The 25,596-nt window shown below is 66.9% G+C and carries 22 protein-coding genes; 8 read left to right on the top strand and 14 right to left on the bottom strand.

Features of this window, described 5'->3' with window-relative positions:
- Positions 1–71: 71 nt before the first annotated feature.
- Genes ACOQPD_RS01310 through ACOQPD_RS01295 form a run of 4 tightly spaced genes read left to right on the top strand, consistent with a single transcriptional unit; the run spans position 72 to position 3,932 of the window.
- A complete protein-coding gene (locus ACOQPD_RS01310) occupies positions 72–815 on the top strand; it encodes a succinate dehydrogenase cytochrome b subunit (protein WP_420613108.1) in 744 nt (247 codons plus the stop codon).
- Positions 816–835: 20 nt separating this feature from the next.
- Complete coding sequence (locus ACOQPD_RS01305) at positions 836–2,746, top strand: fumarate reductase/succinate dehydrogenase flavoprotein subunit (protein WP_420613107.1); 1,911 nt, start codon at positions 836–838, stop codon at positions 2,744–2,746.
- Between the two features lie 10 nt (positions 2,747–2,756).
- Entirely contained in the window at positions 2,757–3,518 is a 762-nt protein-coding gene (locus ACOQPD_RS01300) for a succinate dehydrogenase/fumarate reductase iron-sulfur subunit (protein WP_420613106.1), read from the top strand.
- A 24-nt stretch (positions 3,519–3,542) separates the two neighbouring features.
- A complete protein-coding gene (locus tag ACOQPD_RS01295; protein ID WP_420613105.1) occupies positions 3,543–3,932 on the top strand; it encodes an SCP2 sterol-binding domain-containing protein in 390 nt (129 codons plus the stop codon).
- Between the two features lie 430 nt (positions 3,933–4,362).
- Here ACOQPD_RS01295 and ACOQPD_RS01290 read toward each other — a convergent pair whose 3' ends face one another.
- From ACOQPD_RS01290 to icd, 3 genes are read right to left on the bottom strand one after another with little or no spacing between them, the layout of a single operon-like run.
- Positions 4,363–4,638 carry an HU family DNA-binding protein gene (locus tag ACOQPD_RS01290; protein WP_420613104.1) on the bottom strand — a complete coding sequence of 92 codons (276 nt, stop codon included), beginning with the start codon at positions 4,636–4,638 and terminating at the stop codon, positions 4,363–4,365.
- Positions 4,639–4,673: 35 nt separating this feature from the next.
- Positions 4,674–5,627: a malate dehydrogenase gene (gene mdh / locus ACOQPD_RS01285; protein WP_420613103.1), complete on the bottom strand. Its 954-nt coding sequence runs from the start codon at positions 5,625–5,627 to the stop codon at positions 4,674–4,676.
- 35 nt (positions 5,628–5,662) lie between these two features.
- A complete protein-coding gene (gene icd / locus ACOQPD_RS01280; protein WP_420613102.1) occupies positions 5,663–6,934 on the bottom strand; it encodes an isocitrate dehydrogenase (NADP(+)) in 1,272 nt (423 codons plus the stop codon).
- 82 nt (positions 6,935–7,016) lie between these two features.
- Here icd and ACOQPD_RS01275 point away from each other — a divergent pair, with 82 nt between their 5' ends.
- Both ACOQPD_RS01275 and ACOQPD_RS01270 read left to right on the top strand, forming a co-directional pair.
- Complete coding sequence (locus ACOQPD_RS01275) at positions 7,017–8,051, top strand: enolase C-terminal domain-like protein (protein WP_420613101.1); 1,035 nt, start codon at positions 7,017–7,019, stop codon at positions 8,049–8,051.
- Between the two features lie 208 nt (positions 8,052–8,259).
- Entirely contained in the window at positions 8,260–9,576 is a 1,317-nt protein-coding gene (locus ACOQPD_RS01270) for an ATP-binding protein (protein ID WP_420613100.1), read from the top strand.
- A gap of 51 nt (positions 9,577–9,627) precedes the next feature.
- Here the strand turns inward: ACOQPD_RS01270 and folD are convergent, their stop codons facing one another.
- The 7 genes from folD to pcrA form a co-directional block, all read right to left on the bottom strand.
- Positions 9,628–10,491: a bifunctional methylenetetrahydrofolate dehydrogenase/methenyltetrahydrofolate cyclohydrolase FolD gene (gene folD / locus ACOQPD_RS01265; RefSeq protein WP_420613099.1), complete on the bottom strand. Its 864-nt coding sequence runs from the start codon at positions 10,489–10,491 to the stop codon at positions 9,628–9,630.
- 13 nt (positions 10,492–10,504) lie between these two features.
- Complete coding sequence (gene purH, locus ACOQPD_RS01260) at positions 10,505–12,034, bottom strand: bifunctional phosphoribosylaminoimidazolecarboxamide formyltransferase/IMP cyclohydrolase (protein WP_420613098.1); 1,530 nt, start codon at positions 12,032–12,034, stop codon at positions 10,505–10,507.
- Between the two features lie 63 nt (positions 12,035–12,097).
- Positions 12,098–12,985 carry a succinate--CoA ligase subunit alpha gene (gene sucD, locus ACOQPD_RS01255; protein WP_420613097.1) on the bottom strand — a complete coding sequence of 296 codons (888 nt, stop codon included), beginning with the start codon at positions 12,983–12,985 and terminating at the stop codon, positions 12,098–12,100.
- Complete coding sequence (sucC, locus tag ACOQPD_RS01250) at positions 12,982–14,127, bottom strand: ADP-forming succinate--CoA ligase subunit beta (RefSeq protein WP_420613096.1); 1,146 nt, start codon at positions 14,125–14,127, stop codon at positions 12,982–12,984. Before sucC ends, sucD begins: the two co-directional genes overlap by 4 nt.
- A gap of 312 nt (positions 14,128–14,439) precedes the next feature.
- A complete protein-coding gene (locus ACOQPD_RS01245; RefSeq protein WP_420613095.1) occupies positions 14,440–14,832 on the bottom strand; it encodes a cobalamin B12-binding domain-containing protein in 393 nt (130 codons plus the stop codon).
- Between the two features lie 17 nt (positions 14,833–14,849).
- A complete protein-coding gene (gene tal, locus ACOQPD_RS01240) occupies positions 14,850–15,989 on the bottom strand; it encodes a transaldolase (protein WP_420613094.1) in 1,140 nt (379 codons plus the stop codon).
- 227 nt (positions 15,990–16,216) lie between these two features.
- Entirely contained in the window at positions 16,217–18,439 is a 2,223-nt protein-coding gene (pcrA, locus tag ACOQPD_RS01235; protein WP_420613093.1) for a DNA helicase PcrA, read from the bottom strand.
- Between the two features lie 230 nt (positions 18,440–18,669).
- On the opposite strand from pcrA, the gene ACOQPD_RS01230 reads away from it, so the two are divergent.
- Entirely contained in the window at positions 18,670–19,872 is a 1,203-nt protein-coding gene (locus ACOQPD_RS01230; RefSeq protein WP_420613092.1) for an NADH:flavin oxidoreductase, read from the top strand.
- A 143-nt stretch (positions 19,873–20,015) separates the two neighbouring features.
- On the opposite strand, the gene ACOQPD_RS01225 is transcribed toward ACOQPD_RS01230, so the two are convergent.
- From ACOQPD_RS01225 to ACOQPD_RS01215, 3 genes are all read right to left on the bottom strand, one after another.
- A complete protein-coding gene (locus ACOQPD_RS01225; RefSeq protein WP_420613091.1) occupies positions 20,016–20,216 on the bottom strand; it encodes a hypothetical protein in 201 nt (66 codons plus the stop codon).
- Between the two features lie 117 nt (positions 20,217–20,333).
- Positions 20,334–21,896: a glutamine-hydrolyzing GMP synthase gene (gene guaA, locus ACOQPD_RS01220; RefSeq protein WP_420613090.1), complete on the bottom strand. Its 1,563-nt coding sequence runs from the start codon at positions 21,894–21,896 to the stop codon at positions 20,334–20,336.
- Positions 21,893–23,104 (bottom strand): GuaB3 family IMP dehydrogenase-related protein, encoded by a 1,212-nt coding sequence (locus ACOQPD_RS01215; RefSeq protein WP_420613089.1) that lies wholly within the window; start codon positions 23,102–23,104, stop codon positions 21,893–21,895. The genes guaA and ACOQPD_RS01215 overlap by 4 nt, the downstream gene beginning before the upstream one ends.
- Before the next feature lie 541 nt (positions 23,105–23,645).
- Between ACOQPD_RS01215 and ACOQPD_RS01210 the strand changes: the two genes are divergently transcribed.
- A complete protein-coding gene (locus ACOQPD_RS01210; protein WP_420613088.1) occupies positions 23,646–24,308 on the top strand; it encodes a CPBP family intramembrane glutamic endopeptidase in 663 nt (220 codons plus the stop codon).
- 130 nt (positions 24,309–24,438) lie between these two features.
- On the opposite strand, the gene trpS is transcribed toward ACOQPD_RS01210, so the two are convergent.
- Positions 24,439–25,416, bottom strand: a complete 978-nt coding sequence (gene trpS, locus ACOQPD_RS01205; protein WP_420613087.1) for a tryptophan--tRNA ligase — start codon at positions 25,414–25,416, stop codon at positions 24,439–24,441.
- Positions 25,417–25,596: the final 180 nt, after the last annotated feature.

Genomic DNA, 25,596 nt, shown 5'->3' with positions numbered 1-25,596 from the left:
CCGACTCTAAACGCTACCGGCGACGTACGGACCGCAAATTGGGGGAAGCCGGGAGCCGGTAAAGTAGCGACATGCTCAACCTGAGGCGCGCCATACGGGAGCAGGCCCGGCAGGCGCCCTGGATCGTCTCCATCTATCGCACCGATACCGGCAAGAAGTACGCCATGGCGATCAGCGGCGTGGTCCTGCTGTTGTTCGTGCTGGGCCATATGATCGGAAACCTTCACGTCTTCGAGGGCGCGCACGGAGCCACCTTCCGCATCGATGAGTACGGCGAGGGTCTGCGCGATCTGGGAGAGCCACTGTTCCCCCGCACCCTGGTCCTGTGGGCGTTCCTCCGCATCCCCCTTGCGGCTGCCTTCTTGATCCACATCCACGCCGCCTTCGCCCTCACCCGTAGCAACCGGTCGGCCAGGGAGACCAAGTACCAGTCGCCGCGGGACTACCTGGCGGCCCGCTACGCCAGCCGGACCATGCGCTGGAGCGGAGTGATCGTGCTGCTCTTCCTGGCATGGCATCTGGCGGACCTGACCGTCGGCGTGGAAGCCGTCAATCCGGAGTTCGTGCGCGGGTCCGTCTACCACAACCTGGTGTCGAGCCTTAGCCGGTGGCCGGTGTGGACACTGTACGTGGTGGCTCAGGTAGCTCTGGCCTTCCACATCTGGCACGGGGCGTGGAGCCTGTTCCAGAGCCTGGGCATCAACAACCCGCGCTTCAACCGCTTCCGCCGGACGTTCGCACATGCCTTCGCCACAGTGGTGGTGGCAGGGTTCCTGTCCGTTCCGGTCGGCGTCGCCCTGGACATCGTGTCGTAGTGGTGGAGGGCGACCTACGCATGCTGGACGCCAGGATCCCGTCGGGAGCGATCAACGAGCGCTGGGACAACCACCGGACCTCGATAAGCCTGGTCAGCCCGGCCAACAAGAGGCACTTCACCATCATCGTGGTCGGTACCGGCCTGGCGGGTGCCTCAGCGGCCGCCACGCTGGCCGAGCTCGGCTACCGGGTCAAGGCGTATACCTTCCATGACTCGGCGCGCCGGGCGCATTCCATCGCCGCCCAGGGCGGCATCAACGCCGCGAAGAACTACCCCAACGACGGCGATTCGATCCACCGGCTGTTCTATGACACCGTGAAGGGCGGCGACTACCGGTCGCGGGAGTCGAACGTCTACCGCCTAGCTCAGCTCTCGGTGGAGATCATCGATCAGTGCACCGCGCAGGGCGTTCCCTTTGCCCGGGAATACGGTGGGCTCCTGGCGAACCGGTCATTCGGCGGGGCGCAGGTCTCCCGCACCTTCTACGCCCGGGGCCAGACCGGCCAGCAACTCCTGCTTGGGGCGTACCAGGCGATGATGCGCCAGGTCGACCGCGGCACGGTGGAGCTTCATACCCAGACCGAGATGCTGGATGTGGTGGTGAAGGACGGGCGAGCCGTGGGCATCGTCACCCGCGACCTGGTCAGCGGGGAGATCGCTTCCCATGCGGGGCACGCCGTGCTCCTGGCCACGGGCGGCTACAGCAACGTCTTCTACCTCTCGACCAACGCGATGAAGTCCAACGTCACCGCAGTGTGGCGCGCCCATCGCAGGGGCGCCCTGTTCGCCAACCCCTGCTACACGCAGATCCATCCCACCTGCATTCCCGCCTCGGACGAGTTCCAGTCCAAGCTAACCCTCATGTCCGAGTCGTTGCGCAACGACGGACGGATCTGGGTACCGGTCCGGGCAGGCGAGGCCCGACCGCCGGATGACATCGGGGAACCAGACCGGGACTATTACCTCGAGCGGCGCTACCCGGCCTTCGGCAACCTGGTGCCCCGTGACGTGGCCTCCCGGGCCGCCAAGGTCGAGGTGGACCGGGGTAAAGGGGTCGGGCCCCTCGCCAACGGCGTCTACCTCGACTTCAAGGAGGCCCTCGGGCGGCTCGGGCAGGACACCGTCCGGGAACGGTACGGCAATCTCTTCGACATGTACCACCGCATCACCGGTGAGAACCCTTACGAGACGCCCATGCGCATATATCCGGCCATGCACTACACGATGGGCGGGCTCTGGGTGGACTACAACCTCATGACCACCATCCCCGGGCTGTACGCGCTGGGAGAGGCCAACTTCTCCGACCACGGAGCCAATCGGTTGGGCGCCTCGGCCCTCATGCAGGGCCTGGCGGACGGCTACTTCGTCGTCCCATATACGCTGGGCGACTACCTAGCGCCTCAGCTGGGAGAAGCCCTAATCCCGAGCGACGATCCGGCATTCGTCGAGACGGAGCGACAGGTGGCCGACCAGACCGAGCGTTACCTGTCTGTCGGGGGCTCGCGGTCGGTGGACTGGTTCCATCGGGAGCTGGGGAAGGTGCTGTGGGAACACTGCGGCATGGAGCGGAGCGCGGAGGGATTGCGCCGGGCTATCTCGGACATCGACTCCCTCAAAGAGGAGTTCGACAGGGACGTGCGAGTTCCGGGCACCAGCAGCACCCTCAACCAGTCCCTCGAGAAGGCAGGCAGGGTGGATGATTTCCTGCAGCTGTCGCGCCTCATGTGCGTGGACGCCCTTCACCGTGAGGAGTCCTGCGGTGGCCATTTCCGCGTCGAGCACCAGACGGATGACGGGGAGGCCAGGCGGGACGACGCCAACTTCTCCTACGTGGCGGCCTGGGGTTGGGCCGACGGCCAGGAACCCGCCCTGCACGAGGAGCAGCTGAGCTTCGAATACGTCAAGCCGACCCAGCGCAGCTACAAGTAGGAGAGGCCGGATGCATCTGACGTTGCGGGTATGGCGCCAGGACGGACCCGGGGCCGAGGGCCGGTTCGAGACCTACGAAGCCGCCGGCATTCACCAGGACATGTCGTTCCTCGAGATGCTCGATCTGGTCAACGAGCGGCTCGTGACCGGAGGTCGCGAACCGATCGCCTTCGATCACGACTGCAGGGAAGGCATTTGCGGATCGTGCGGTCTGATGATCAACGGCCGGGCGCACGGACCGCAGGGGAGCACGGCGACATGCCAACTCCACATGCGGGAGTTCTCGGATGGCGACACCATCGTGATCGAGCCGTGGCGGGCCACCTCCTTTCCGATCATCCGCGACCTGGTGGTGGATCGTGGGGCATTCGACCGGATCATCGAAGCAGGCGGCTATATCGGCGCTCCGACCGGATCGGCGCCCGAGGCCAACCTGATACCGGTCCCCAAGGAGACCGCTGACGCCGCCATGGACGCGGCGGCCTGCATCGGATGCGGAGCCTGCGTGGCCGCCTGTCCCAACGGAGCGGGCCAACTCTTCACCGCCGCCAAGGTCGCCCACCTCAACCTGTTGCCGCAGGGCCAACCCGAGCGCTGGATGCGAGTCGAGCGTATGGTGGAGACAATGGAGGAGTACTTCGGCTCCTGCTCCAACCACGGGGAATGTGAGCCGGCCTGCCCCAAGGGGATCTCGCTGGACAACATCGCCCTGATGAACCGCGACTACCTACTGTCCAAGATACGCAACCGAAAACTAGGAGGGCGGCGGTGATGGGTCGGCATGGAGATAGCCCCCGTGGCAGCTAGGTTCCTGAGCGCCGCGTGGGCCGAACAGGTGACCGGGGCGGTGCGCGACCATCCTGGCTTCGCGCCCGCGGTCGAGGATGTCGAGTTCTCGGTGCAGTTCGAGATCGAGCAGGTCCCCGACGGGACTGTTGCCCGGTACTACCTCGATGTGGGCGCCGGTGATGCCTCCCTGGCAATCGGAACCCACAGCAAGCCGGACCTCACCGTGAGGACGGATTACACCACCGCGGCGGCCATCTCGCAGGGGACGCTGAAGATCCAGAGCGCCTTCTTCAGCGGGAAACTGGCCATCTCGGGCAATGTCGCAAAGCTGCTAATGAACCAGCGTGCGCTGGATCACCTGGCGGACGCCGTCTCCGGGCTCGAGGTCGAGTACTGAGCCACAACGCCGGCTGCGGCGACCGGACGGAAGCGGAACGCAGCGACGGGACGTCGGCGGCAAGCAGAACACGCCCAGCCGTTTCGCACGCAGACCACTGTGGTCTGTCTGTGGACCGGCGGCGTGGTATGCGCCAGCCGGCGATGTTCCTCGCAAGGCCCGCTGACGAAGGCGTACCCGCAGCGGTCCGTTGAGGAAGCGGAACGCAGCGACGGGACGTCGGCGACAAGCAGAACACGACTCGCCGTTTCGCACGCAGACCACTGTGGTCTGTCTGTGGACCGGCGGCGTGGTATGCGCCAGCCGGCGATGTTCCTCGCAAGGCCCGCTGACGAAGGCGTACCCGCAGCGGTCCGTTGAGGAAGCGGAACGCAGCGACGGGACGTCGGCGGCAAAGCAGAGCACGACTCGCCGTTTCGCAGGCAGACCACTACCTGTTGATGCGATCCTTGACGGCCTTGGAGGGCTTGAAGGCGGGGGACCTGGTGGCCGGAATCTCGACCGCCTCACCTGTCCGGGGATTGCGGCCGGTCCGAGCCTTGCGATGGCTTACCTTGAACGTGCCGAACCCGGTGATGCGGACATCTGCTCCCTCCCGGAGCGCTTCCGCGATGGTCTCGAACACCACGTTGACACTCGCCAAGGCCCGGTTCCGGGACATTCCGGTCTCGTAGGCAACCACATCTGCCAGATCGCGTTTGTTCATCTTGCCTCCCCTATTGCCGGACGACACGAACACTTTCAGGCGCGGAGGAGCGTTTCCATCTCCTCGACCTTGTCGCGCACCGCCGCGGCCGCGGCGTGGAGGCCGGCTCGCTCCGTGGAGGTGAGGTCATGTTCGACGATCTCCTCCACTCCCGCTGCGCCGAGACGGGCCGGGACACCCAGGTAGATGTCCGACAGCCCGTATTCACCCGTGAGCCACGCGCATACCGGTGTCACCCTGCCCTCGTCGGAGAGGATCGCCCGGGCCATGATCGCCGCCGCCGACGAGGGGGCGTAGAACGCGCTGCCGGTCTTAAGGTAGGCGACGATCTCGGCTCCCCCACCGCGGGTTCTCTCCACCAGCGCGTCGATCTCATCCTGAGCGAGTATCCCCTGCAGGGGCCTCCCGTCCACGAAGCACTGGGACGGCACCGGGACCATGGTCGCGCCGTGGCTACCGAGGGTCAGAGCCTCGACCGTGAGGATGTCCACCTCCAGGCGCTCGGCTATGAAGTGGGCGAAGCGGGACGAGTCGAGGACGCCGGCCTGTCCCATCACTCGGTGGCGAGGCAGGCCGCTCACCTCGGCTGCGAGGACGGTCATCTGATCCAGCGGGTTGGTCACCACGATGATGGTTACATCCGGGGACCGGTCAACCAGCTCTCTGGTGACCTGCCGCACGATCTTGGCGTTGACCGCCAGGAGGTCCATGCGGGACATTCCCGGCTTGCGGGCCAGCCCGGCCGTGATGATGCCGACATCGCTTCCCGCCGTCTCTTCGAAGCCGTTGGATCCGATCACCCGGGTGCGGTATCGCTCGACGGGGCGCGACTGGTTCATGTCCAGCGCCAAGCCTTGGGGCAACCCTTCCACGATGTCGGTCATCACCACCTCGTTGGCGATGTCCATGGCCGCCAGCCGTTGGGCGGTGGTAGACCCGTATTTGCCCGCGCCCACAACCGTGATCTTCTTCGATCGGGGACTTGTCACGTCCGGTTCTCTCCCTGGTCGGATCCGATCCGATCCTACATGTAGGCCCGGATATGGCTGGGCGCCCGGCGGGTTCCGCTCATGGCGGCGTAGCGTTCGATGATCGGCATCCGCTCCACCAAGGCGGCGGCGAACTCGGAAGTCAAGACCTCGGTTGAGTACTTCATCAGCCGGGCCAGATCGTAGGTGACGATCCGATCCCCTATCACCGCCTCCAGGCTGGCTTCGATCAGATCGGCGGCCCCCCTCCACCCCATGTAGCGGAGCATGTTGGCGCCTGACAGGATTACGGAGCCCGGATTGACCTTGTCCAGGCCGGCGTACTTGGGGGCGGTGCCGTGGGTGGCTTCGAACACGGCGTGGCCGGTGGCGTAGTTGATGTTCCCTCCCGGCGCCAGGCCGATGCCACCCACCTGCGCGGCCAGAGCGTCCGACAGGTAGTCGCCGTTCAGGTTGGTGGTGGCGATGACGTCGTAGTTGGCGGGACGGGTCAAAACCTGCTGCAACATGGCGTCCGCGATCACGTCCTGGATCAGGATCTTGTCGCCCGGCTCTCCCCCGCACTCCTCCCACGTGACGGTCTCTTTGGGGAATTCCTCCCGGGCCACCTCGTAACCCCAGTTGCGGAACGCGCCCTCCGTGAACTTCATGATGTTGCCCTTGTGGACGAGGGTGACGGAACGCCGCCCGAACGTCACGGCATACTGGATCGCGGCGCGCACGAGGCGCTTTGAACCACCGTCGGATATGGGCTTGATGCCCACGCCGGAATCCGGCCTGATCTTCCAGTTGAACTCGTCGGCCAGAAACGCGATCAGCCTTCCGGCCTCGTCGCTGGCCTCCTCCACCTCCATACCGGCGTACACATCCTCGGTGTTCTCCCGGAAGATGACCATGTCCACCAAGTGCGGGGTGCGGATCGGCGAGGGAATGCCCCGGTACCACCGAACCGGCCGGAGGCAGGCGTACAGGTCGAGGGTCTGGCGGATCGTGACGTTCAAGGACCGGATCCCGCCCCCGACCGGAGTGGTGAGCGGGCCCTTGATCCCCACGAGGTATTCCTGGAAGGCCTCGATCGTCTCGTCCGGGAGCCACTCGCCGCTTCTCTTGAAGGATGTCTCTCCGGCATAGACCTCGTGCCAGGCTATCCGGCGACCACCCCCGTAGACATGCTCGACCGCGGCATCGAACACCTGCCTGGCGGCTCGCCAGATGTCCGGTCCGATCCCGTCGCCCTCGATGAACGGAACGATCGGCTCATCGGGAACCTCCAGCCCCGCTTCTCCCATAGTGATGCGGTCCGGCATGGCAACTCCTGTCTGCGCTCAGGTCCTTATCCCGGCGCGCGCTGAGCCTAGTGGTCTGCATGCCCATCGGTATCCTGGCGGTATGTCCCGCTTCCTACATCTGGTCGAGCTGTGCATCCCTCTCGACCACCGATTCTCCAGCTCCCTGGCGGCCATCTCTGAACGCCGGGTCGTGCTGGTCGGAGTCACCGAGGAAGGGATAACCGGCTGGGGGGAGGCGGCGCCCTATCCCGCTTACACACCCGAGACCGTGGAGGATGTATGGGAGGCGCTCACCGCCAGGGGCGCCGGTGTGCTCGGTGAGGCGCTTCCCGCCACGGCCGCCGCCGCCGTCGAACAGGCACTGGCAGACCTGGACGCCCGACGGGCTGGAATCCCGCTGTGGTCCCATCTGGGCGGGACCGGACGGCCGTCGATGGCGTGCGCGGCCATCGGTCTTGAGGAGTCACCCGACCGGACGGTGGTCCGGGTCGGGCGGATGATCGACGCAGGCGCCCGGCAAGTGAAGATCAAGATCGAGCCCGGAAGGGACGTCGACCGCCTGCGAGCGGTTCGCGAGCAATTCCCCGGCCTTACGGTGGCCGCGGATGCCAACGGCAGTTACAGCTTGGACGACCAGTCGCCGGCGGAGCTGGACGGACTGGGCCTGGCCTACCTTGAGCAACCGTTGCCGCCTGCGGACCTGGAGGGCCACGCCGGGTTGCGCCGGCACCTGGCTACCCCGATCTGCCTCGACGAGCCGGCCACTTCAGCGGAGGCGGTCGAGCGGATCATCGAGCAGGAGGCTGCCGACCTCGTCAGCCTGAAACCCGGCATCCTGGGACCGGCCGCGACGCTGGCGGCGATCGAGATGCTCTCCTCGGCCGGGGTGGGTGTCAAGATCGGTGGTCTGGTGGAGACTTCGGTGGGACGGGCCCACGCCCTGGCCCTGGCCTCCCGGCCTTCGGTCTCCTTTACCGACCTGGTCCCACCCCTGTGGCTGCTCGCCGCTGACCCGTCCCCTCACGCATGGCAGGTGGTGAACGGGCTCCTGTTCCCTCTCGGCGAGCGCGGCGTGGAGGTGCGTACCGGCGAGCCACCCGTGTCAGAGTGCGTAGTCCGCACGGCCAGGTTCTAGGCCAGTTGGTGCAGCATCCCAAGGCGCGGATGAGAACCCGGCTACCTGTCCGCCGCGGACCAGACTTACAATCAGCCGGAGGTCAAACTTGCAATCAGCCGATGCGACCCGGCTCTCTCTCATGCCCCGCATGAGCCGTGACGGCACCGTTACCCCATAAATGGGGACATAACACCCCTATTTATGGGGTAACGACTAGAGTGGTGAGATGAGAGAGGATCGTCCGGCCACCGCGGCCGGCCATGAGCGCAGCGGATCAGCGCCGAGAGAGTGCCTACCACGGGTGGTGGACACCGAGATGCGCGCGTCGCTACGGGCCTCGCCAGCGGTGCTGATCGAGGGGCCACGGGCTTGCGGCAAGACATGGACTGGTCGACGGTTCGCAGCCGACGAGGTGCTGATGGACGCCTCGGTGCAGGCTCGGCTTGCAGCCAACGTGGATCCGGCAACGCTACTTGACGCGCCGCCCCCGCTGCTGCTCGACGAGTGGCAACTCGCCCCTGACATCTGGAATCCGATGCGGCGCGCCTGTGACGACCGCGGGCGACCCGGCCAGTTCATCCTCACAGGATCCGCCGATCCGCCCGACGACATCACCCGCCACTCGGGAGCGGGCAGGGTGCTACGGGTCCGCATGCGGCCCATGAGCCTGTTCGAGTCCGGCGAGTCCAGCGGCAGCGTGTCGCTCGCCGGACTCTTCGATCCGGGTCGGCGCACGGCCCGTAACTCGGGCCATCACTTGGGCGAGATCATGGCCCTGGCCTGCCGGGGCGGATGGCCGGCGTTGGTCAGCAGCCGCGCTGATCCCCCCTCGGCGCTTCGAGCGTTGAGGGGCTACCTTGACGAGATCAGCCGCACCGACGTGTCGAGAGTGGACGGCGTGGCTCGTAACCCCGCCGGTGTGCGCAGACTGCTCCAATCTCTGGCCCGCAACATCGCGAGCGAAGCGAGCTTCGCCACCCTTGCGGCCGACACCTCGGGCGACGATCCCGGCATCGACCGCAAAACGGTCTCGTCCTACATAGCTGCTCTGGCGCGCCTGTTCGTCGTGGAAGACCTTCCGGCCTGGAGGCCACACATCACTTCCCGTTCAGCGCTACGCAACGCGCCGAAGCGCCACTATACGGATCCTTCGCTCGCCGCAGCCGCCCTGGGTTTAATGCCCGAAGCGGTCATGGCAGACCTCAAGTTCGCCGGACTGCTCTTCGAGTCACTGGTAGTGCGCGACCTGCGGGTGTACGGCCAACCCGCCCGATGCGAAATCTCGCATTACCGCGACAGTGACGGCTTGGAAGTGGACGCCATCGTGAAGCGCGCCGACGGTCGCTGGATCGCAGTAGAGGTCAAGCTCGGAGGCGAGTCGGCCATCCATCAGGCCGTTCGTACTCTCGGACGACTTCGCAAGCGAGTCGACGCCAGCCGAACGGGCGAGCCCGCCCGGCTGGTGGTGATCACTTCGGGAGGCTACGGCTACGAACATCCTGACGGCGTGACCGTGGTGCCGATCACCGCCCTTGGTCCGTAAGCCACCGCCGGGCCCGCTCCCTTGCCTTCATCGCCTGAGGACTCGGCGCTCTTAGCTCGTCCGGGAGCGCAACTCTGATGCTGTTGCGGTGTTGTGCATGAGCATGGCCACGGTCATGGGACCGACCCCGCCCGGTACCGGGGTGATGGCGGACGCCACCTCCGCCACCTCGTCATACTTGACATCCCCCACCAGCGATCCCGCTGCGGTCCGGTTGATGCCGACGTCGATCACCACGGCGCCCTCGCGAACATAGCGGGCGGTCACCATCTCCGGCCTGCCGACCGCCGCCACCACGATGTCGGCCCGGCGGGTGATACCGGCCAGATCCTCCGTGCGGGAGTGAGCGATCGTGACCGTCGCGTCGGCGCCGCGCGCCGCCAGGAGCAGGGCCAGGGGCCGTCCGACCAGGAAGGACCGCCCGACCACCACGACGTTCGCACCCCGGACGGGAATGTCGTAGTGGGCGAGGATGCGGAGGCATCCGCTGGGCGTGCAGGGTGCAAACACGGGACGATCCAGAACGATCATCCCGAGGTTGGTGGGATGGAGGCCGTCCACATCCTTAGCCGGATCGATCTCGAGCGCGGTGCCCTGGTCGTCCAACCCCTCCGGGAGCGGGAGCTGGAGCAGGATGCCGTCCACGGAAGGATCTTCATTGAGGCCCCGGAGAAGGTCCACCACCCGCTGCTGGGACACGTCACCGGCGAGTTCATGATGGACTGAGCGGATGCCAACCTCGGCGGCCCTCCTGCGCTTGGAGCGGACGTAGGCGGCGGAGGCCGGATCCTCCCCTACCAGCACGGTCGCCAGGGTGGTCTCCTTGCCCCGGTCGCGCAGGGCGGCCACCCGTTCGGCGGTCTCGTCCAGGACCGCCCGGGCCACCGCCTTGCCGTCGAGGACCTGTGCGCTCATCTCGTTCCCCTTCTCAGTGCCGGAATCGGCGCTCGCCGGTGAAGATCATCGACAGCCCGAGGCGGTCTGCCGCCTCCACGACCGCCGGGTCGTTCACCGAGCCGCCGGGCTGGATGATCAACTCTACGCCTCCGGCTGCGGCCGCCTCAATCCCGTCAGGGAACGGGAAGAATCCGTCCGAGGCGCACACGCCTCCCGCCGCACGTCCGGACGCTTTCCGGACCGCGAGCTCGACTGCTCCCACCCTGTCCTGCTGCCCGCCGCCGATCCCCCATGCGGTGCCGTTCCTGGCCAGGACCGCCGCATTGGAGGCAACGTGGCCGGCCACCCGCCACGCGAACGCGGCATCTTCGACCAGGTGACCAGGATCGCGCCGGCTCACCACGCGCCATCCCGACCGGTCCGATGCTCCGGGCGACGCACGCTGCACCAGCCAGCCCCCATCGATCTGGCGTACCGTCCGGGTGGCTCTATGAGGGCTCGGAGCTTCGAGGATCCGGGTGCCGGCCCGCCGATCCCGGAGCTGCCCGACCACCCCCTCGCCGTAAGCGGGGGCGATGATGACATCCGCCTGGGGCGCCCCGGCCATTAGCCCCGCCGTCTCGAGGTCCACCGGCCGGTTCAAGGCGACCACCCCACCGAAGGCGGCCCTCTGGTCACATGCCAGCGCCTTCCGGTATGCACCGGCCGGATCCTTCGCGACGGCGGCGCCGCACGGCCCGGCGTGCTTGATGACCGCGGCCGCCGGATGGTCGCCCAGGTTGTGGACCAGCGCCCAGGCCGCGCCAGCGTCCAGCAGATTGAGGTAGCTCAGCGCCACACCACCGTGCTGGACCACTGCGTTCCACCAATCCTCGGCGTCATCCGGCGAGCGGGCAGCTCCCATGCGCCGGTAGCTGGCGGCCGGTTGATCGGGGTTCTCGCCGTAGCGGAGCAATCCGGCCCGTTCCAGCGAGATGTGGAGGGTCGGCGGGAGGAGGGCATCCCCGTCTCGCTCGTCGAGCCAGGTCACTATCGCGCCGTCGTAGGCGGCGGTACGGGCGAAGGCCTTCCTCGCCAGGGCTTGGCGCGTCGCGGCGGCCAGGCGTCCCGCTGAGCGGATCTCGTCGAGAACGGCCGGGTAGTCGGACGGATCGCAAACCACGCCGACATGGGGATGGTTCTTGGCCGCCGCCCGAATCAGCGCGGTACCGCCGATGTCGATGTTCTCCGCGCCGGGCCTGGCCTCGAACGGGTACAGGTTGGTGACCACCAGGTCGATCGGCTCGATCCCGTACCGATCCATGTCGGCTCGATGGTCCGGGTCCGATCGGTCGGCCAGGATGCCTCCGTGGATCTTCGGGTGGAGCGTGACCACCCGGTGGCCCAGCATGGCCGGAGAGCCGGTGTAGTCGGCCAGGTCGATGACGTCGAGGCCCGCCCCCGCCAGGGCTGCTGCGGTGCCGCCGCTCGCCAACACCTCCCATCCCGCTTCGACCAGCCCGGTGGCGAATTCGACCAGCCCCGACTTGTCGAACACCGAGAAGAGCGCTCGGTGTTTCAAGCTCGCCGCCAGCAGGATCGCAAGGGTCGTCCTGAGATCGGCTTCAGCAAGCCGGCATCCGGATCATCGGAAACCGGCAACCACTTCCATCATCAGGCGGCCGGCATCCGACGGGCTCTCCCCCACCCGCACGCCGGCCGCGCTCAGGGTCTCGATCTTGGCGGCCGCGGTCCCCTTCCCGCCCGAGACGATGGCGCCGGCGTGGCCCATCTTCTTGCCGGGCGGAGCGGTGATCCCGGCGATGTAGGCGACCACCGGCTTGGTCATCTGCTTTGCGATGAAAGCCGCCGCCTCCTCCTCCGCCGAGCCGCCGATCTCCCCGATCATCATCACCGCCCCGGTCTCGGGGTCTTCCTCGAAGGCGGCCAGGCAGTCGGTGAAAGACGTCCCGGGAACCGGATCACCACCGATCCCCACGCAGGTCGTAACCCCGATCCCGGCCTGTTTCAGCTCGTAGAGGGCCTGGTAGGTCAGGGTGCCGGAGCGGCTGACCAGGCCTACCGGGCCGCCGGGCAGGGCGATGTCGCCGGAGGTGATGCCGACATTGGCCTTGCCGGGGCTGATCAGACCGGGACAGTTCGGACCGATGACTCGGACCTCGGGGTGATCGCGGCGGAGCTTGCCGCGGAGCCAGGCCTCGTCCTTGGCCGGCACACCCTCGGTTATCACCACCACCAGCGTCACGCCTCCCTCGGCAGCCTCCACGACGGCATTCTGGACGTAGGGCGCGGGAACGAACACGCAGGAGACGTCGGCGCCCGTGGCCTCAACGGCGTCGCCGACCGTGGCGAACACCGGAATGCCCTCCACCGTGGCGCCGGCCTTGGAAGGGTTGGTACCGGCCACGACCCTGGTGCCGTAGGCACGGTTGCGGAGCGCATGAAAGCGGCCGGCGCGGCCGGTCAGCCCCTGGTAGACCACCCGGCTGCGCTCGTCCAGCCAGATGCTCATCCACGCCCCGCGATCGCCACCGCCCGGGCGGCACCGCCCGACATCGATCCGGCCATCATCAGCATTTCCGATAGCCGTGGCGCCACCATCGCCCGACCCTGGTCGGCATTGGTGCCGTCGAGCCTTAGAACGATGGGGGCTCGCAACTCGACCCGATCCAGCGCGTCGAGGATGCCCTGGGCCACCACCTCTCCCTGCACGATCCCGCCGAAGATGTTGATGAAGATCGCCTTGACCGCGGGATCGTTGTTGATGACACGGAGCGCGGCGGCCATGGTCTCCACGTCAGCGCCGCCGCCGATATCGAGGAAGTTGGCGGCCGCGCCGCCGGCCTGTGCCACCACGTCCACCGTGCTCATCGCCAGCCCGGCGCCGTTGGCGATCACCCCCACAGTCCCGTCGAGCCCGACGTACTGCAGGCCGAGGGCATGGGCCGAGGCCTCGCGCTCGTCCCTGGGTTGGGTGGCGTCGTAGTCGCGGTACTCGGGATGACGGAACAGCGAGTTGTCGTCCAGGGTCACCTTGGCGTCGAGGACGCGGACCCGTCCCTCAGGCGTCAGGATCAGGGGGTTGATCTCGACCAGATCGGCGTCGCCCTCCACGAAGGCCTCGTAGAGCGCCGCCAGTACCTCCACCAACTCGTCTGCCGCCGTCTCTTCGAGCCGGGCGGCTCGGACCCATCTCCGGGCCTCCGGCTCGTCCAGACCCTCGACAGGATCCACCCATACCCTGGCGATGCTGCCGGGATCCGATGCGGCCACCGCCTCGATATCCACCCCGCCGCGGGCGGACAGCATGCCCAGGTAGCGGCCGCCGGAACGGTCGAGAGTGAAGCTGGCGTAATACTCGGCGGCGATCCGGGCAGCTTCTTCCACGAGAACACAACCCACCGTGTGGCCGCCGATGTCCATACCCAGGATGGAGTGGGCGGCGGTCACCACTTCCCCCGCATCCCGGGCCAACCGGATGCCGCCCGCCTTGCCGCGGCCGCCGATGTGGACCTGCGCCTTCACCACCACCGGATAGCCCAGCCGGTCCGCGACCTCACGCGCCTCGGGCACTCCTGCAGCTACGAAACCGGGCGGCACGGGAAGCCCGTACCGACCGAAGAGTTCTTTTCCCTGGTGCTCAAGCAGATCCACGGACCGTGATTCTATCCGGGCGCCAGATGGTCTCGATTCGTGGAGAGGGCGGCCTTCATACCCGCCGATCCGCCCGGGCTAATCACCGCCCGACGGCGCGGCGCTCTGGTCGGACTCCGAATCGCCTCGAGGCGGTCATGCGTTCGACATCTTCGTCCGTGGTCTCGCTCATCAGCAACGCGAGATCCGCGGTCAGGCCCGGATCGGCTTGGTTGGGCAGAACGTCGCGGATGAACCGATCGCGGGATATCCATGTCGGCCTCCTGGCGCATGGCGCCGATCCGGCGACCGGGCATTCCCGCGCTCTGTTCCTCAGCGGGAGCGGATGTTGGACTCGACCCATCCGGTCACTTCGGCCAGGGGGGTTCCGGGCGTGAAGATCGCCGCTACCCCGCTCTCGTTCAGCATCTCGGCATCCGGTTCGGGGACTATCCCGCCACCGAAGACCACGATGTCGTCTGCAGCGCGCTCCCGGAGCAACTCCACGACTGCGGGGAAGAGGGTCATATGGGCGCCGGAAAGGGCGGACAGGCCGACGGCGTCGACGTCCTCCTGGATGGCAGTCTCCACTATCTGGGCCGGGGTCTGGTGGAGTCCCGAGTAGATGACCTCGTTGCCTGCGTCCCTCAAGGCCCTGGCGACCACCTTCGCTCCCCGGTCGTGACCGTCCAGGCCGGGCTTGGCAATGAGGATTCGTCGGGGCATGGGTGCTGGACCGCCCGTTACCTGCCCGTGGCGCCGGACCGCAGGGCCATGGCCCGTTTCCGCTGGATGTCGCCGACCATCTCCCGGAACGAATCCGCAAAACTGCTCACACCGTCCTGCTCCAGCTTGGCCGTCACAGCTTCGTAGTCGACCCCCACCGCCTCGAGGTCCTCCAGCACCAACACCCCGTCCGCCAGCTGGTTGATGCCTAGGACCTCCGGGGTGTCCGGTCCGTGGTCCTGGTAGGCGGCGATGGCCGATTCCGGCAGCGTGTTGACCGTCTCGGGCGCCACCAGCGTGTCGATGTAAAGGGTGTCGGAGTAGGCCGGGTTCTTGGTGGAGGTGGATGCCCAGAGCGGCTTCTGGACGTTGGCGCCGTTCCGGCGGAGCCGGTACCAGCGGTCGGATGAAAATGCCCGCAGGAACTCAAGGTAGGCGACCCGAGCGTTGGCCACCGCGGTCCGTCCTTCCAGCGCGGCCGCCTCAGGGGTGCCGATCCGACCTAGCCGCTTGTCCACCTCGGTGTCGAAGCGGGAGACGAAGAACGAGGCCACCGAGTTGACGGATGCCGGGTTGCCGCCCGCCTCCCGGAACCTCTCCAGGCCGCTCATGTAGGCGTCGATCACGGCCAGGTAGCGGCCCAGCGAGAAGATAAGCGTGACGTTCACCGAGATACCTTCCGCTGTAGCCGCCTCGATGGCGGTAAGGCCCGCCAGGGTCGCCGGTATCTTGATGAGCAGGTTGGGCCGGTCGACCCGCTTCACCCAGTCACGAGCCTCCGCGACCGTAGCCTCCGCCTCGTGCGCCAACTCCGGTGACACCTCGACCGACACGAATCCGTCCAGGCCGCCGGACCGGCGGTGCGTAGGCGCCATGACGTCGCACGCCCGGCGGATGTCACGGGTGACCACTGCCGTGTATATCTCGTCAACATCGGCATCATGGGAAACCAACTCGTCGATCTGGGCGTCGTAGGAATCGCCGGACAGCATCGCCTTGGCGAAGATCGTGGGGTTGGAGGTGATCCCGGTGATCCCGGCCTCCACGTATCGCTCCAGTTCACCCGACCGCAGCATCTCCCTGGAAATGGAGTCGAGCCAAACCGACTGACCCAGCGCGCCGAGCGCGCGCAGCCTCGAGCCCCTCTCTCCGAACACGCCCTGCCTCCCCGTTCTCATAGGATCACGCCGGCGGTGACTTCCTCACCAGTCCTCCCAACGGTAATACAGACCGCCACCGTATCTGCGGTCGCTCAACGACCGCCATTCGAGTCCGCCTCGCCCGGGAAGGTACCGAAAGATGCCCGGTTGGCCCGGTAGTCGGAGACGAAACTCCAGGTCGAGCGGGGCAGGCCCAACCCAGCCTCGCCTTTTTCGGCACCCTCCTAGACCTTCTCCAGCGGGGCCCAGTGAACAAGGAGCCGCTTCGTGCCCTTGCCCGGGAACTCCACCTCAACCTGGGCGCCGTCACCGGCGCCTGCCACCCGTACCACCCGGCCGATACCCCAGACCTCGTGACGCACCAGATCGTCCGCAGCCAACTCGGTACGGAGCGGCGCCGACCGGCGCCCGCCCATCGACTCCCGCCGGCGATCCCTCAGGCGCCTTCCCAGCTTGCTGACCAGGCCGACCGGGATCTCTCTCAGGAACCGCGACGGCGGGTTGTAGGTGGACATCCCGTACAGCATGCGGGACCGGGATGCCGAGAGGTAGAGGCGCTCTTGGGCCCGGGTAACACCGACGTAGCACAGCCGGCGCTCCTCCTCGAGTTCGTCGTGATCCGTGAGAGCCCGGGCATGCGGGAAGACCCCGTCCTCCATGCCCACGATGAACACCACCGGGAACTCGAGACCCTTGGCGTTGTGCAGGGTCATGAGGGTCACCGCACCGCCCTCGCCATCCAACTCGTCGGTATCGCTCACCAGGCTGACCGATTCCAGGAATTGCTCCACCAGGCGCATGCCTTCCGGTGCCTCCCCCTCGTCGGCCAGAGCGGCCAGCTCGTACTCCTCGGCCCCGGAAAGGAGCTCGCGCAGGTTTTCTGCCCTGCCCTGTGCTTCGGGGGTGCGCTCCGCCTCGACCGCCTCGAGGTAGCCCACCTCCTCCAGCACGGCCCGCACGGCGGCGGCGGGGCCCGACCCGCACGCCTCCGCGACCTTCTCCATCTCGCCCAGGAAGGAGTCGATGGCCGCGTGGGCCCGCTTCGCCAGGGAGTGGTTCTCCGCGTGCCGCCGTACCGCCTCGAAGAAGGTGACCTCCTCCAACTCGGCGAACCGCTCCAGCCAGCCGATCGTCACGCTGCCGATCCCCCGCCGCGGCAGGTTGATGATCCGGCGCGCGGAGACCCCGTCGGCCGGGTTGGCCAGCACCCTCAAATATGCCAGCACGTCCTTGATCTCGCGCCGCTCGTAGAACCGCACCGTGCCGATCACCCGGTAAAGCACGTCGAAGCGGGCGAAGCTCTCCTCCACGGCCCGGCTCTGGGCGTTGACCCGGTAGAACACCGCAATTCGGGACAGATCGAAGCCCTCTCGCGCCAACTTGCCGATCTCCTCAGCCACGAAGCCGCCCTCGTCGGCCTCGTCCTCGGCCGTGAACAACGAGATGGGAGCACCCTGGCCCAGGTCGCTCCACAGGCGCTTGGGCCGGCGGCGCCCGTTGTGGGAGATCACCGCGTTCGCAGCCTCCAGGATGGTCTGGGTGGACCGGTAGTTCTGGTCGAGCACCACCACGCGAGCCTGGGGATAGTCCCGCTCGAAGTTGAGGATGTTCCGGATGTCGGCCCCGCGGAACTTGTAGATCGACTGATCGGAGTCACCGACCGCGCAGATATTGGCTCGCTCCCCACCCAACTGCCTGACCAAAACGTACTGGGCGCGGTTGGTGTCCTGGAACTCGTCGACATGGAGGTAACGGAAGCGCTCCCGGTAGTAATCGAGCACCTCCGGGAAGGCGTCGAATAGCTCCGTGGCGACCATCAGGAGGTCGTCGAAGTCCATTGCCGAATTCCTCAACAGCTGCTCCTGGTAGAGCCGGTATATGTCAGCCTCGATCTCGTGCCGGAAGTTTCCTCCCTGTTCGCGAAAGCTCTCGTAGTCGACCAGCTCGTTCTTGGCGTTGGATATCTTGGCTCGTATCGCCCGGGGCTGGAACTTCTTCGGGTCCAGGCGCAGATCGCGGACCACCTGGTTGATGGCCCTGAGCGAGTCCTGGGCGTCATAGATCGTGAACCGTGACGAGTAACCCAGCCGGGGCGCCTCCCTGCGCAGGATCCGTACGCATGCCGAGTGGAAGGTCGAAATCCACATCCCCTTGGCCATCGGCCCGACCAGCCTTCCGACCCGCTCCTTCATCTCGCCTGCAGCCTTGTTGGTGAAGGTGATCGCAAGCACCTCCCAAGGAGCCACCCCGAGATCGCGGATCAGGTGGGCAACCCGGTAGGTGAGCACCCTGGTCTTGCCGGAGCCGGCACCCGCGACCACCAGCACGGGACCCTCCGTGGCAGCCACCGCCTCCCGCTGCGTCGGGTTGAGATCGGCGAACAGCGGAGAGTCCGTTGGGTCGCCCGAAGCAGCGTCGGTTGCGAGCATCTGGACCATCCCGGTCATGTTAACCGGCGCCCATGACATGTAATCACAGTATTGTAATTAGTCGTGGTCGGTCTGCGTTGCGGACGCGTCCTCTGGACCCCCACCCCACAGACCAACCACCGGACCCGCGACAGCAAACGAACGCTCACAACGTGAACACACCTTGGTAGCCCGGGTGGTAGCGCCGGCCGCAGGGCGCGTGCCAGAATGCCCCCACCGGACCTCGCCGGCCGCGTCAGGAGATCGCGATGAGCAACCCGCCTCTCTACCTCCGGCCCGGGCGGATCGGGACGGTTACCACCGCCAACCGGATCGTGCGGGCCGCCACGTCCGAGACCATGGCCACGCCGGACGGAGAGGTGCTCGACTCCTACGCGGGCATGTACCGGCGCCTCGCCGCCGGCGGAGCGGGCCTCATTCTCACCGGCCACATGTACGTCGACCGGCGCGGGCAGGCCAGCCGCAACCAGACCGGGATCCACGACGACCGCGTGGTCCCCGCCCTCCGGCGAGCCACCGGCGCCGTGCACGATGCCGGCGGGGTGGTTTTCGCCCAGCTCGGCCATTGCGGCAGCCAGACCATGATGTCGTCCATCACGCCGGTGGCGCCCTCGCCGGTGCCGAACGCAATGTACGCCCACCAGCCCGAGGAGCTTTCCGAGGCCGACATCGAGGCGCTGGTGCGGGCCTTCGGCGACGCGGCCCGGCGCGCAGCCGAGGCAGGTTTCGACGGCGTCCACATCCACGGCGGCAACGGCTACCTGATCTCGGAGTTCTGTTCGCCCCATGCCAACACGAGGGAGGACGGCTGGGGTGGTGACGCCGAGCGCCGCAGCCGATTCTTCGTCGAGGTCTACGAGGCCGTGCGCGCGGCGGTCGGGACCGGGCTTGCGGTGACGGCACGCCTCAGCGTGGAGGATTCGATTCCGGGTGGCCTGCAACGGGAGGAGTCGCTACAGCGGGCCAGGCTGCTTGCGGAGATGGGCATCGACGGATTCGAGACCACGTTTGGGGTGATGCGTAGCTACTTCGAGAACATCCGCCCCTACGTGGCGGTCGGCCGTCGCCAGGCCTGGCGGCAGATGGTGGCCCAAAGGTGCTGGACCCCCGAGGGCCGGGAGGCCTACTACCGCCCCTTCGCCCGAGACGTCCGCCGGGCCACCGGCGTGCCGACGATCCTGGTGGGGGGAGTCCGGACCACCGGGACCATGACCGACGTCCTGGCGTCCGGCGACGCCGACTTCGTGGCCATGGCCCGCCCGTTCATCCGCGAACCCGACCTGGTGCGCAAGCTCGAGGCCGGACGGACGGGCGGGGTCGAGTGCGTCTCATGCAACATGTGCCTGGCCCATGATGGCTGGGACCCGCTGCAGTGCTGGCGCGATACCCCAGCGAACGTCATCCGCCACATCCGCAAGCGCTACTGGACCAACCGCCGCAACCCCCAGTAAATAGGTGGGGCCGGGGCGCGAAGACGGCCTGACCACGGGTTTCTCGCGGGCTACGGGGTCTTCCGAGGTGGTGAGTGTGTGTGCCCGCCTACAACCTCGATATCACGAACTCCACGCTTACCGTGAGACGGGGAACCTTTTCGTCATGTCAGCACCGCGATGACAAGACCGGCCGCGGCCAACAAGAGTGTGACGATGCCGATACCCACGCCGACCATCCACTTGACGAAGAACATCCGGTCTTCGTGGATCTTGAGCAGGGCACTGGCGATGTCGGTGCGGACTTCGGCCTGGCGGGCTTCGTCCTTGGCGTCCACCAGCGGCTCGGTAACGGGGGCAGCCATGCCATCTCTCCTTATGAGTTGAGTTCGATCGTGACCGTACCCTGTCTTACTTCACCTTACTATCCCCCTGTAGGCGACAGGTGTGCCGAAATGCCGGGCCCCTCCCAGAAGGCGTGGCTATTCCCATTCAATCGTGGCCGGGGGTTTGGAGGAGATGTCGTAGGCCACCCGGTTGATTCCCGGGACCTCGTTCATCACCCGGCTGGAGATCCGCTCGAGAACGGGGTACGGGATCCGGGCGAAATCCGCCGTCATGGCGTCCTCGGAGGTGACCGCTCGCACAACCAGAGCGTGCGCATAGGTCCGTCCATCGCCTTGCACCCCTACCGTCCTGACGTCGGGCAGCACGGCAAACGACTGCCAGATCTCCCGGTAGAGCCCGGCCAGGCGGATCTCCTCGGTCACGATGGCGTCCGCGGCCCGGAGGAGTTCCAGCCGCTCCCGCGTGATCTCGCCGATCACGCGTACTGCCAGACCGGGACCGGGGAAAGGCTGCCGCCAGACGATCTCGTCGGGAAGCCCCAACTCCTCCCCCACCGCCCTGACCTCGTCCTTGAACAGATCGCGGAGCGGCTCGATGAGCTCGAAATCGAGGTTGTCGGGCAGCCCGCCCACGTTGTGGTGTGTCTTGATCGTGGCGGCGGAGGCGCCGCCGGACTCGATGACATCCGGATACAGCGTCCCCTGGACCAGGAAACGGGCATCAGGGATCCCGGCGGTGGCCTCCTCGAAGGTGCGGATGAAAAGCTCGCCGATGATCCGGCGTTTCTGCTCGGGATCGGCCACTCCGGCCAACGCATCCAGGAACCGGTCGGCCGCATCAACCCGTACCAGATCGATCTCGAAGTTCCGGCGGAAGGTCTCGTCGACCTGCTCCGCCTCGCCGGCCCGCAGCAGCCCGTGGTCTACGAACACACAGGTGAGGCGGTCCCCGACGGCCTGATGGACCAGGGCGGCCGCGACCGCCGAGTCCACCCCGCCCGAGAGGCCGCAGATAACCCGCGCATCCCCCACCCTGGCTCGGATGTCGCTGACCTGATCGGTGATGATGGACCCGCCGGTCCAATCCGGCTCTGCTCGGCACGCGTCCCGCACGAACGTTTCCATAACCCGGAAACCGTGGTCGGTATGGACCACTTCGGGGTGGAACTGGACGCCGTAGATGCGCTGCTCCGGGTCCTCCATGGTCGCCACCGGCGAACCGCGTGTGGTGGCCACGCCCGCAAACCCGGGCGGCGGCCCGGTGACGGCATCCATGTGGCTCATCCAGACATCCTGGCGCCGCGGAGTTCCGTCCAGCAGCAGGGAATCGCCGGTCACCTCGAGCGAGGTACGCCCGTACTCGGCATCGCCGGTGTGCTCCACCGTGCCTCCCAGCAGGTGGGCCAGGAGCTGGTGGCCGTAGCAGATACCGAGGATGGGCACCCCCATCTCCAGGAGACCGGGGTCGATCAGATAGGCGTCTTCGGAATAGACGGACAACGGGCCGCCCGAAAGCACGAGACCGAGCGGCCGGTGGCCCCGAGCCTCCGCCACGCTGATATCGCATGACACGATCAGGGAGAAGACCCCGGCCTGGCGGATCCGGCGGGCGATCAACTGGGCGTACTGGGCGCCCAGGTCGACCACCAGCACCGGCCGATGACGGGAGCCCCCACCGGTCGGCGGGACCGGCCTCAAGAACCCATCCCGACTCGCTGGCTCCGCTGAAGCGCCTTGCCCTCGGTCCGGATCGACGGGGCGACGACCAGCTCCGCCTCGTGGAACTCCCTGAGGTCGGCATATCCCGTGCTCGCCATGGCCAGGCGCAGGGCGCCGAACAGGTTCTGGCGGCCGTCGTTCTCGCGGGCCGGACCCACCAGGATCTGCTCAAGGGTGCCCAGCGGCCCCGTCATAACCCTCGTACCGCGGGGAACCGACGGGTGGAAAGTGGCCATCCCCCAGTGGGCGCCTTGCCCGGGCGCCCCTACCGCCGAGGCGAGCGGGGATCCGATCATCACCGCGTCAGCCCCGCAGGCGATCGCCTTGGCGATGTCACCGCCGGTGCTCATGCCTCCGTCCGCGATGACGTGGACATACCGTCCGGCCTCGGCGAGGTACCGGATCCGGGCCCCGGCCGCGTCGGCGATGGCGGTGGCTTGGGGCACCCCCATCCCCAGCACTCGCCGGGTGGTGCATGCCGCGCCGGGACCCACCCCGACCAGGATTCCGGCAGCGCCGGTGCGCATCAGGTGGATCGCTCCGGCGTAGGAGGCGCAGCCGCCCACGATTACGGGAAGGTCAAGGGCGGCGATGAAAGCCGAGAGGTCGAGAGGATCGTCGCGGCTGGAGACATGCTCGGCCGACACCACCGTGCCCTGGATGACCAGGACGTCAAGCCCGGCTTCCACCACCCCGTCGATATAGCGCTCCACGCTCTGCGGAGTGAGGGCGGCGGCGACGACCACCCCTTCCGACCTGATGTCGGAGATGCGCTGTCGCATGAGATCCGGGTCGATGGGCGCCCGGTAGAGCTGCTGGAGGCGGGCGGTGGCGCGGTCGGCCGGCAGCGCCGCTATCTCCTCGAATACCGGCCCGGGATCCTCGTAGCGCGTCCACAAGCCTTCGAGGTTGAGCACGCCCAGACCCCCCAGCCGACCGATGGCGACCGCGGTGGCCGGGGACACCGCCGAGTCCATCGCAGACCCGAGCATCGGTAGCTCGAACCGGTAGCCGTCCAGTTCCCAGGAGAGGCTGACATCGTCAGGATCGCGGGTGCGACGGCTAGGAACTATGGATATGTCGTCGAAGCCGAAACCGCGACGGCCCGCCTTGCCCATGCCTATAGAAATGTCCACGTGCCAACCTCCGAGTGCGCTCCAGGAAAATACCAGACCCTCCGCCGACATCCGGATGCAGCCTCTCGCTACACCCGCTCGAACAGCATCACATCGTATGAGGCGGAGGGAGGAGTCACCGGACGGGCCTACTAGGAAGTGTTCACGCTATGCGCGTTCGTTTGTTATCGCGGGTCCCGTGGTCGGTCTGTGGCGCGGCGGTGGGACATGGCGCCGCCAGCGGCGTCTATGGCAAGGACATGCCCGACGAAGGCGTACCCGCAGGGTACGTCTAGGAGGCAGGACACAGCCCAAGGCGCCGATGACGATCCAGAACACGCCGACCCCCACGCAGACCACCGTGGTCGGTCTGTGTGGTGGCGGTGGGATATGGCGCCGCCAGCGGCGTCTATGGCAAGGACTTGCCGACGAAGGCGTACCCGCAGGGTACGTCTAGGAGGCAGGACACAGCCAGAGACGCCGCTGGGGGTCCAGAGCACACCGTCCGCAACGCAGACCGACCACGACCAACTAGCCTGGCGGGTCAGTGCTGGAAGCTCGCTGGCGTTGGTATGACGCCCTCACGGTCCTAGGAGCAGGAGTCCTTGGGGCGGTGGTCGCAGGACTGCTTGCCGGTGCCCTCGGCGCCGACACCACCGGCCCCGACTTCTACTTCTGGGTGCTGATACCTCTCCAGAACCTCGGCCACATCGGCGCGCTCGCCCTGATCGCAAAAGGTCGAGGTTTTCCTGATTTGGCCGAGGCACTGTCTTTCGAGGTGGAGCCCCACCATGCCCGCTGGGTACTGGCGGGCGCGGCCATCTCGATACCGCTCGCCTGGCTCGCGGCCGGTCTGCGCAGCCTCCTGGGCATCGAGGAGGAGACCGCCCAGGCGATAGTGGAAGCAGTTGCGGAGACCAGGGGAACTACCACGATGGCGGCCGTTGTGGTGGGCGTGGCAGTTCTGGGCCCGGTCGTGGAGGAGATGATCCATCGCGGGCTGGTCTACCGGATGCTCGTGGGAAAGGACCGCAAGCCGATCATGGCGGTGATCGTCACCTCCGTCCTGTTCAGTGCCATCCACATGGTGGATCCGTCGCTGTACAGCGCGGCCGGCGCCGTCACCCTCCTGGTCCTATTCGCGTTCGGGCTGTTGCTGGGAACCCTGAGGGCGCGTACCGGGACGCTCGGACCCTCGATCTTCGCCCACAGCGGCTTCAACCTGATGACGCTGGTGGTGCTGTTCTTCTTGCCCACCCCGGGGCCTAGTTTCTAGCGTCTAGTTGCTAGAGTACGTTTACACTATACAATCATCGTTCGTAATCGCCGGTCCCGTGGTTGGTCTGCGGGGCGGCGGTGGGATATGGCGGTTCAGATCACGCCGCCCATACCGCAGACCGACACGATCAACCGAGCCCGATGAGGCGACGCACCTCGCTCATGGTCTGCTCAGCCCCGCTCCGGGCCACTGCAGCACCCTCCGCCATGATCCACTCGACATCGGCGTCGTCCAGGTCGAGATACGCCTGGCGCACCGGCGCGAGGCCGGAGATCACCGCCTCGGCAACAGCCTGCTTGAACCGGCCGTAGCCGGCTGCGCCGTATTCCTCGGCGAGTTGGTGGACGCTGCGGCCCGTGAAGGCGGACAGGATGTCCAGCAGGTTGCTGATCCCGGGCTTGCGCTCCACGTCGTAGGCGACCCGGTTGCCGGAGTCGGTGACCGCCCGCCGGACCTTGGCCAGGATGGTGTCGGCGTCGTCGGTCACGATTATCCGCGAGCCCGGATCCGGATCGGACTTGGACATCTTGGAGGTGGGATCCTTCAGAGACATGACCCGTGCTCCCACCGGAGGCGTTATCTGTTCCGGTACCGGGAAAAAATCCCCGTAGCGGGAATTGAACCGGTCTACGAGATCACGGGTGAACTCCAGATGCTGAGTCTGGTCGTTGCCGACCGGCACGGCGTGAACGCGGTGGACCAGGATGTCGGCCGCCATCAGCACCGGATAGGAGAACAGACCCAGGTTCTGCCCGCCCTTGTCCTCCTTCTCCTTGTACTGGGTCATCCGGCCCAGGTGGCCCATCGAGGCGAAGGTTCCCATGATCCAGGACAACTCGGCATGCTGCGGTACCTGGCTCTGGTAGTAGACCAGCGAACGGCTGGGGTCGATCCCCGCCGCCAGCAGTATCTTGGCGGTACGCACGCGGGCCCCCGCCAACTCGGCCGGATCCTGAGGGAGAGTGAGGGCATGGAGATCGACCACGCAGTAGACCGGCGCGTACTCGTCCTGCATGGCAACCCAGTTGCGAAGCGCTCCCATGTAGTTGCCGATGTGGATGTCACCGCTGGGCTGGATTCCCGAAAAGACCCTTCTTGCGGTCACTTCATCACCTCCACTCAAACTGCGTCCAGAGGTTACGCGGACCGGGGGATGACTGCGAGTGGACTGATCACGGAACTGCGATCCGCCGGTCCGCCCCGGAAATGGGTGTTGACATACCGGGGCGGATCAGCGACACTCGGGCCGGAGATGAGTATCCACACCGGGATCATTATCGATTAG

It is taken from the genome of Candidatus Spongiisocius sp., from assembly GCF_965221825.1.
Classification (GTDB): Bacteria; Actinomycetota; Acidimicrobiia; order Spongiisociales; family Spongiisociaceae; genus Spongiisocius.
Note: the sequence above shows the minus strand (reverse complement) of the source record. Positions and strands in the feature narration are given on the sequence as shown.

Coding starts and splice junctions, on each gene's coding strand:
- ACOQPD_RS01305 (WP_420613107.1), top strand. CDS start 836: ATGCTGGACGCCAGGATCCCGTCGGGAGCGATCAACGAGCGCTGGGAC.
- ACOQPD_RS01230 (WP_420613092.1), top strand. CDS start 18,670: ATGAGCAACCCGCCTCTCTACCTCCGGCCCGGGCGGATCGGGACGGTT.
- ACOQPD_RS01270 (WP_420613100.1), top strand. CDS start 8,260: ATGAGAGAGGATCGTCCGGCCACCGCGGCCGGCCATGAGCGCAGCGGA.
- ACOQPD_RS01275 (WP_420613101.1), top strand. CDS start 7,017: ATGTCCCGCTTCCTACATCTGGTCGAGCTGTGCATCCCTCTCGACCAC.
- sucD (WP_420613097.1), bottom strand. CDS start 12,985: ATGAGCATCTGGCTGGACGAGCGCAGCCGGGTGGTCTACCAGGGGCTG.
- ACOQPD_RS01225 (WP_420613091.1), bottom strand. CDS start 20,216: ATGGCTGCCCCCGTTACCGAGCCGCTGGTGGACGCCAAGGACGAAGCC.
- ACOQPD_RS01310 (WP_420613108.1), top strand. CDS start 72: ATGCTCAACCTGAGGCGCGCCATACGGGAGCAGGCCCGGCAGGCGCCC.
- icd (WP_420613102.1), bottom strand. CDS start 6,934: ATGCCGGACCGCATCACTATGGGAGAAGCGGGGCTGGAGGTTCCCGAT.
- ACOQPD_RS01245 (WP_420613095.1), bottom strand. CDS start 14,832: ATGCCCCGACGAATCCTCATTGCCAAGCCCGGCCTGGACGGTCACGAC.
- ACOQPD_RS01300 (WP_420613106.1), top strand. CDS start 2,757: ATGCATCTGACGTTGCGGGTATGGCGCCAGGACGGACCCGGGGCCGAG.
- pcrA (WP_420613093.1), bottom strand. CDS start 18,439: ATGACCGGGATGGTCCAGATGCTCGCAACCGACGCTGCTTCGGGCGAC.
- folD (WP_420613099.1), bottom strand. CDS start 10,491: ATGAGCGCACAGGTCCTCGACGGCAAGGCGGTGGCCCGGGCGGTCCTG.
- ACOQPD_RS01290 (WP_420613104.1), bottom strand. CDS start 4,638: ATGAACAAACGCGATCTGGCAGATGTGGTTGCCTACGAGACCGGAATG.
- ACOQPD_RS01215 (WP_420613089.1), bottom strand. CDS start 23,104: ATGTCGGCGGAGGGTCTGGTATTTTCCTGGAGCGCACTCGGAGGTTGG.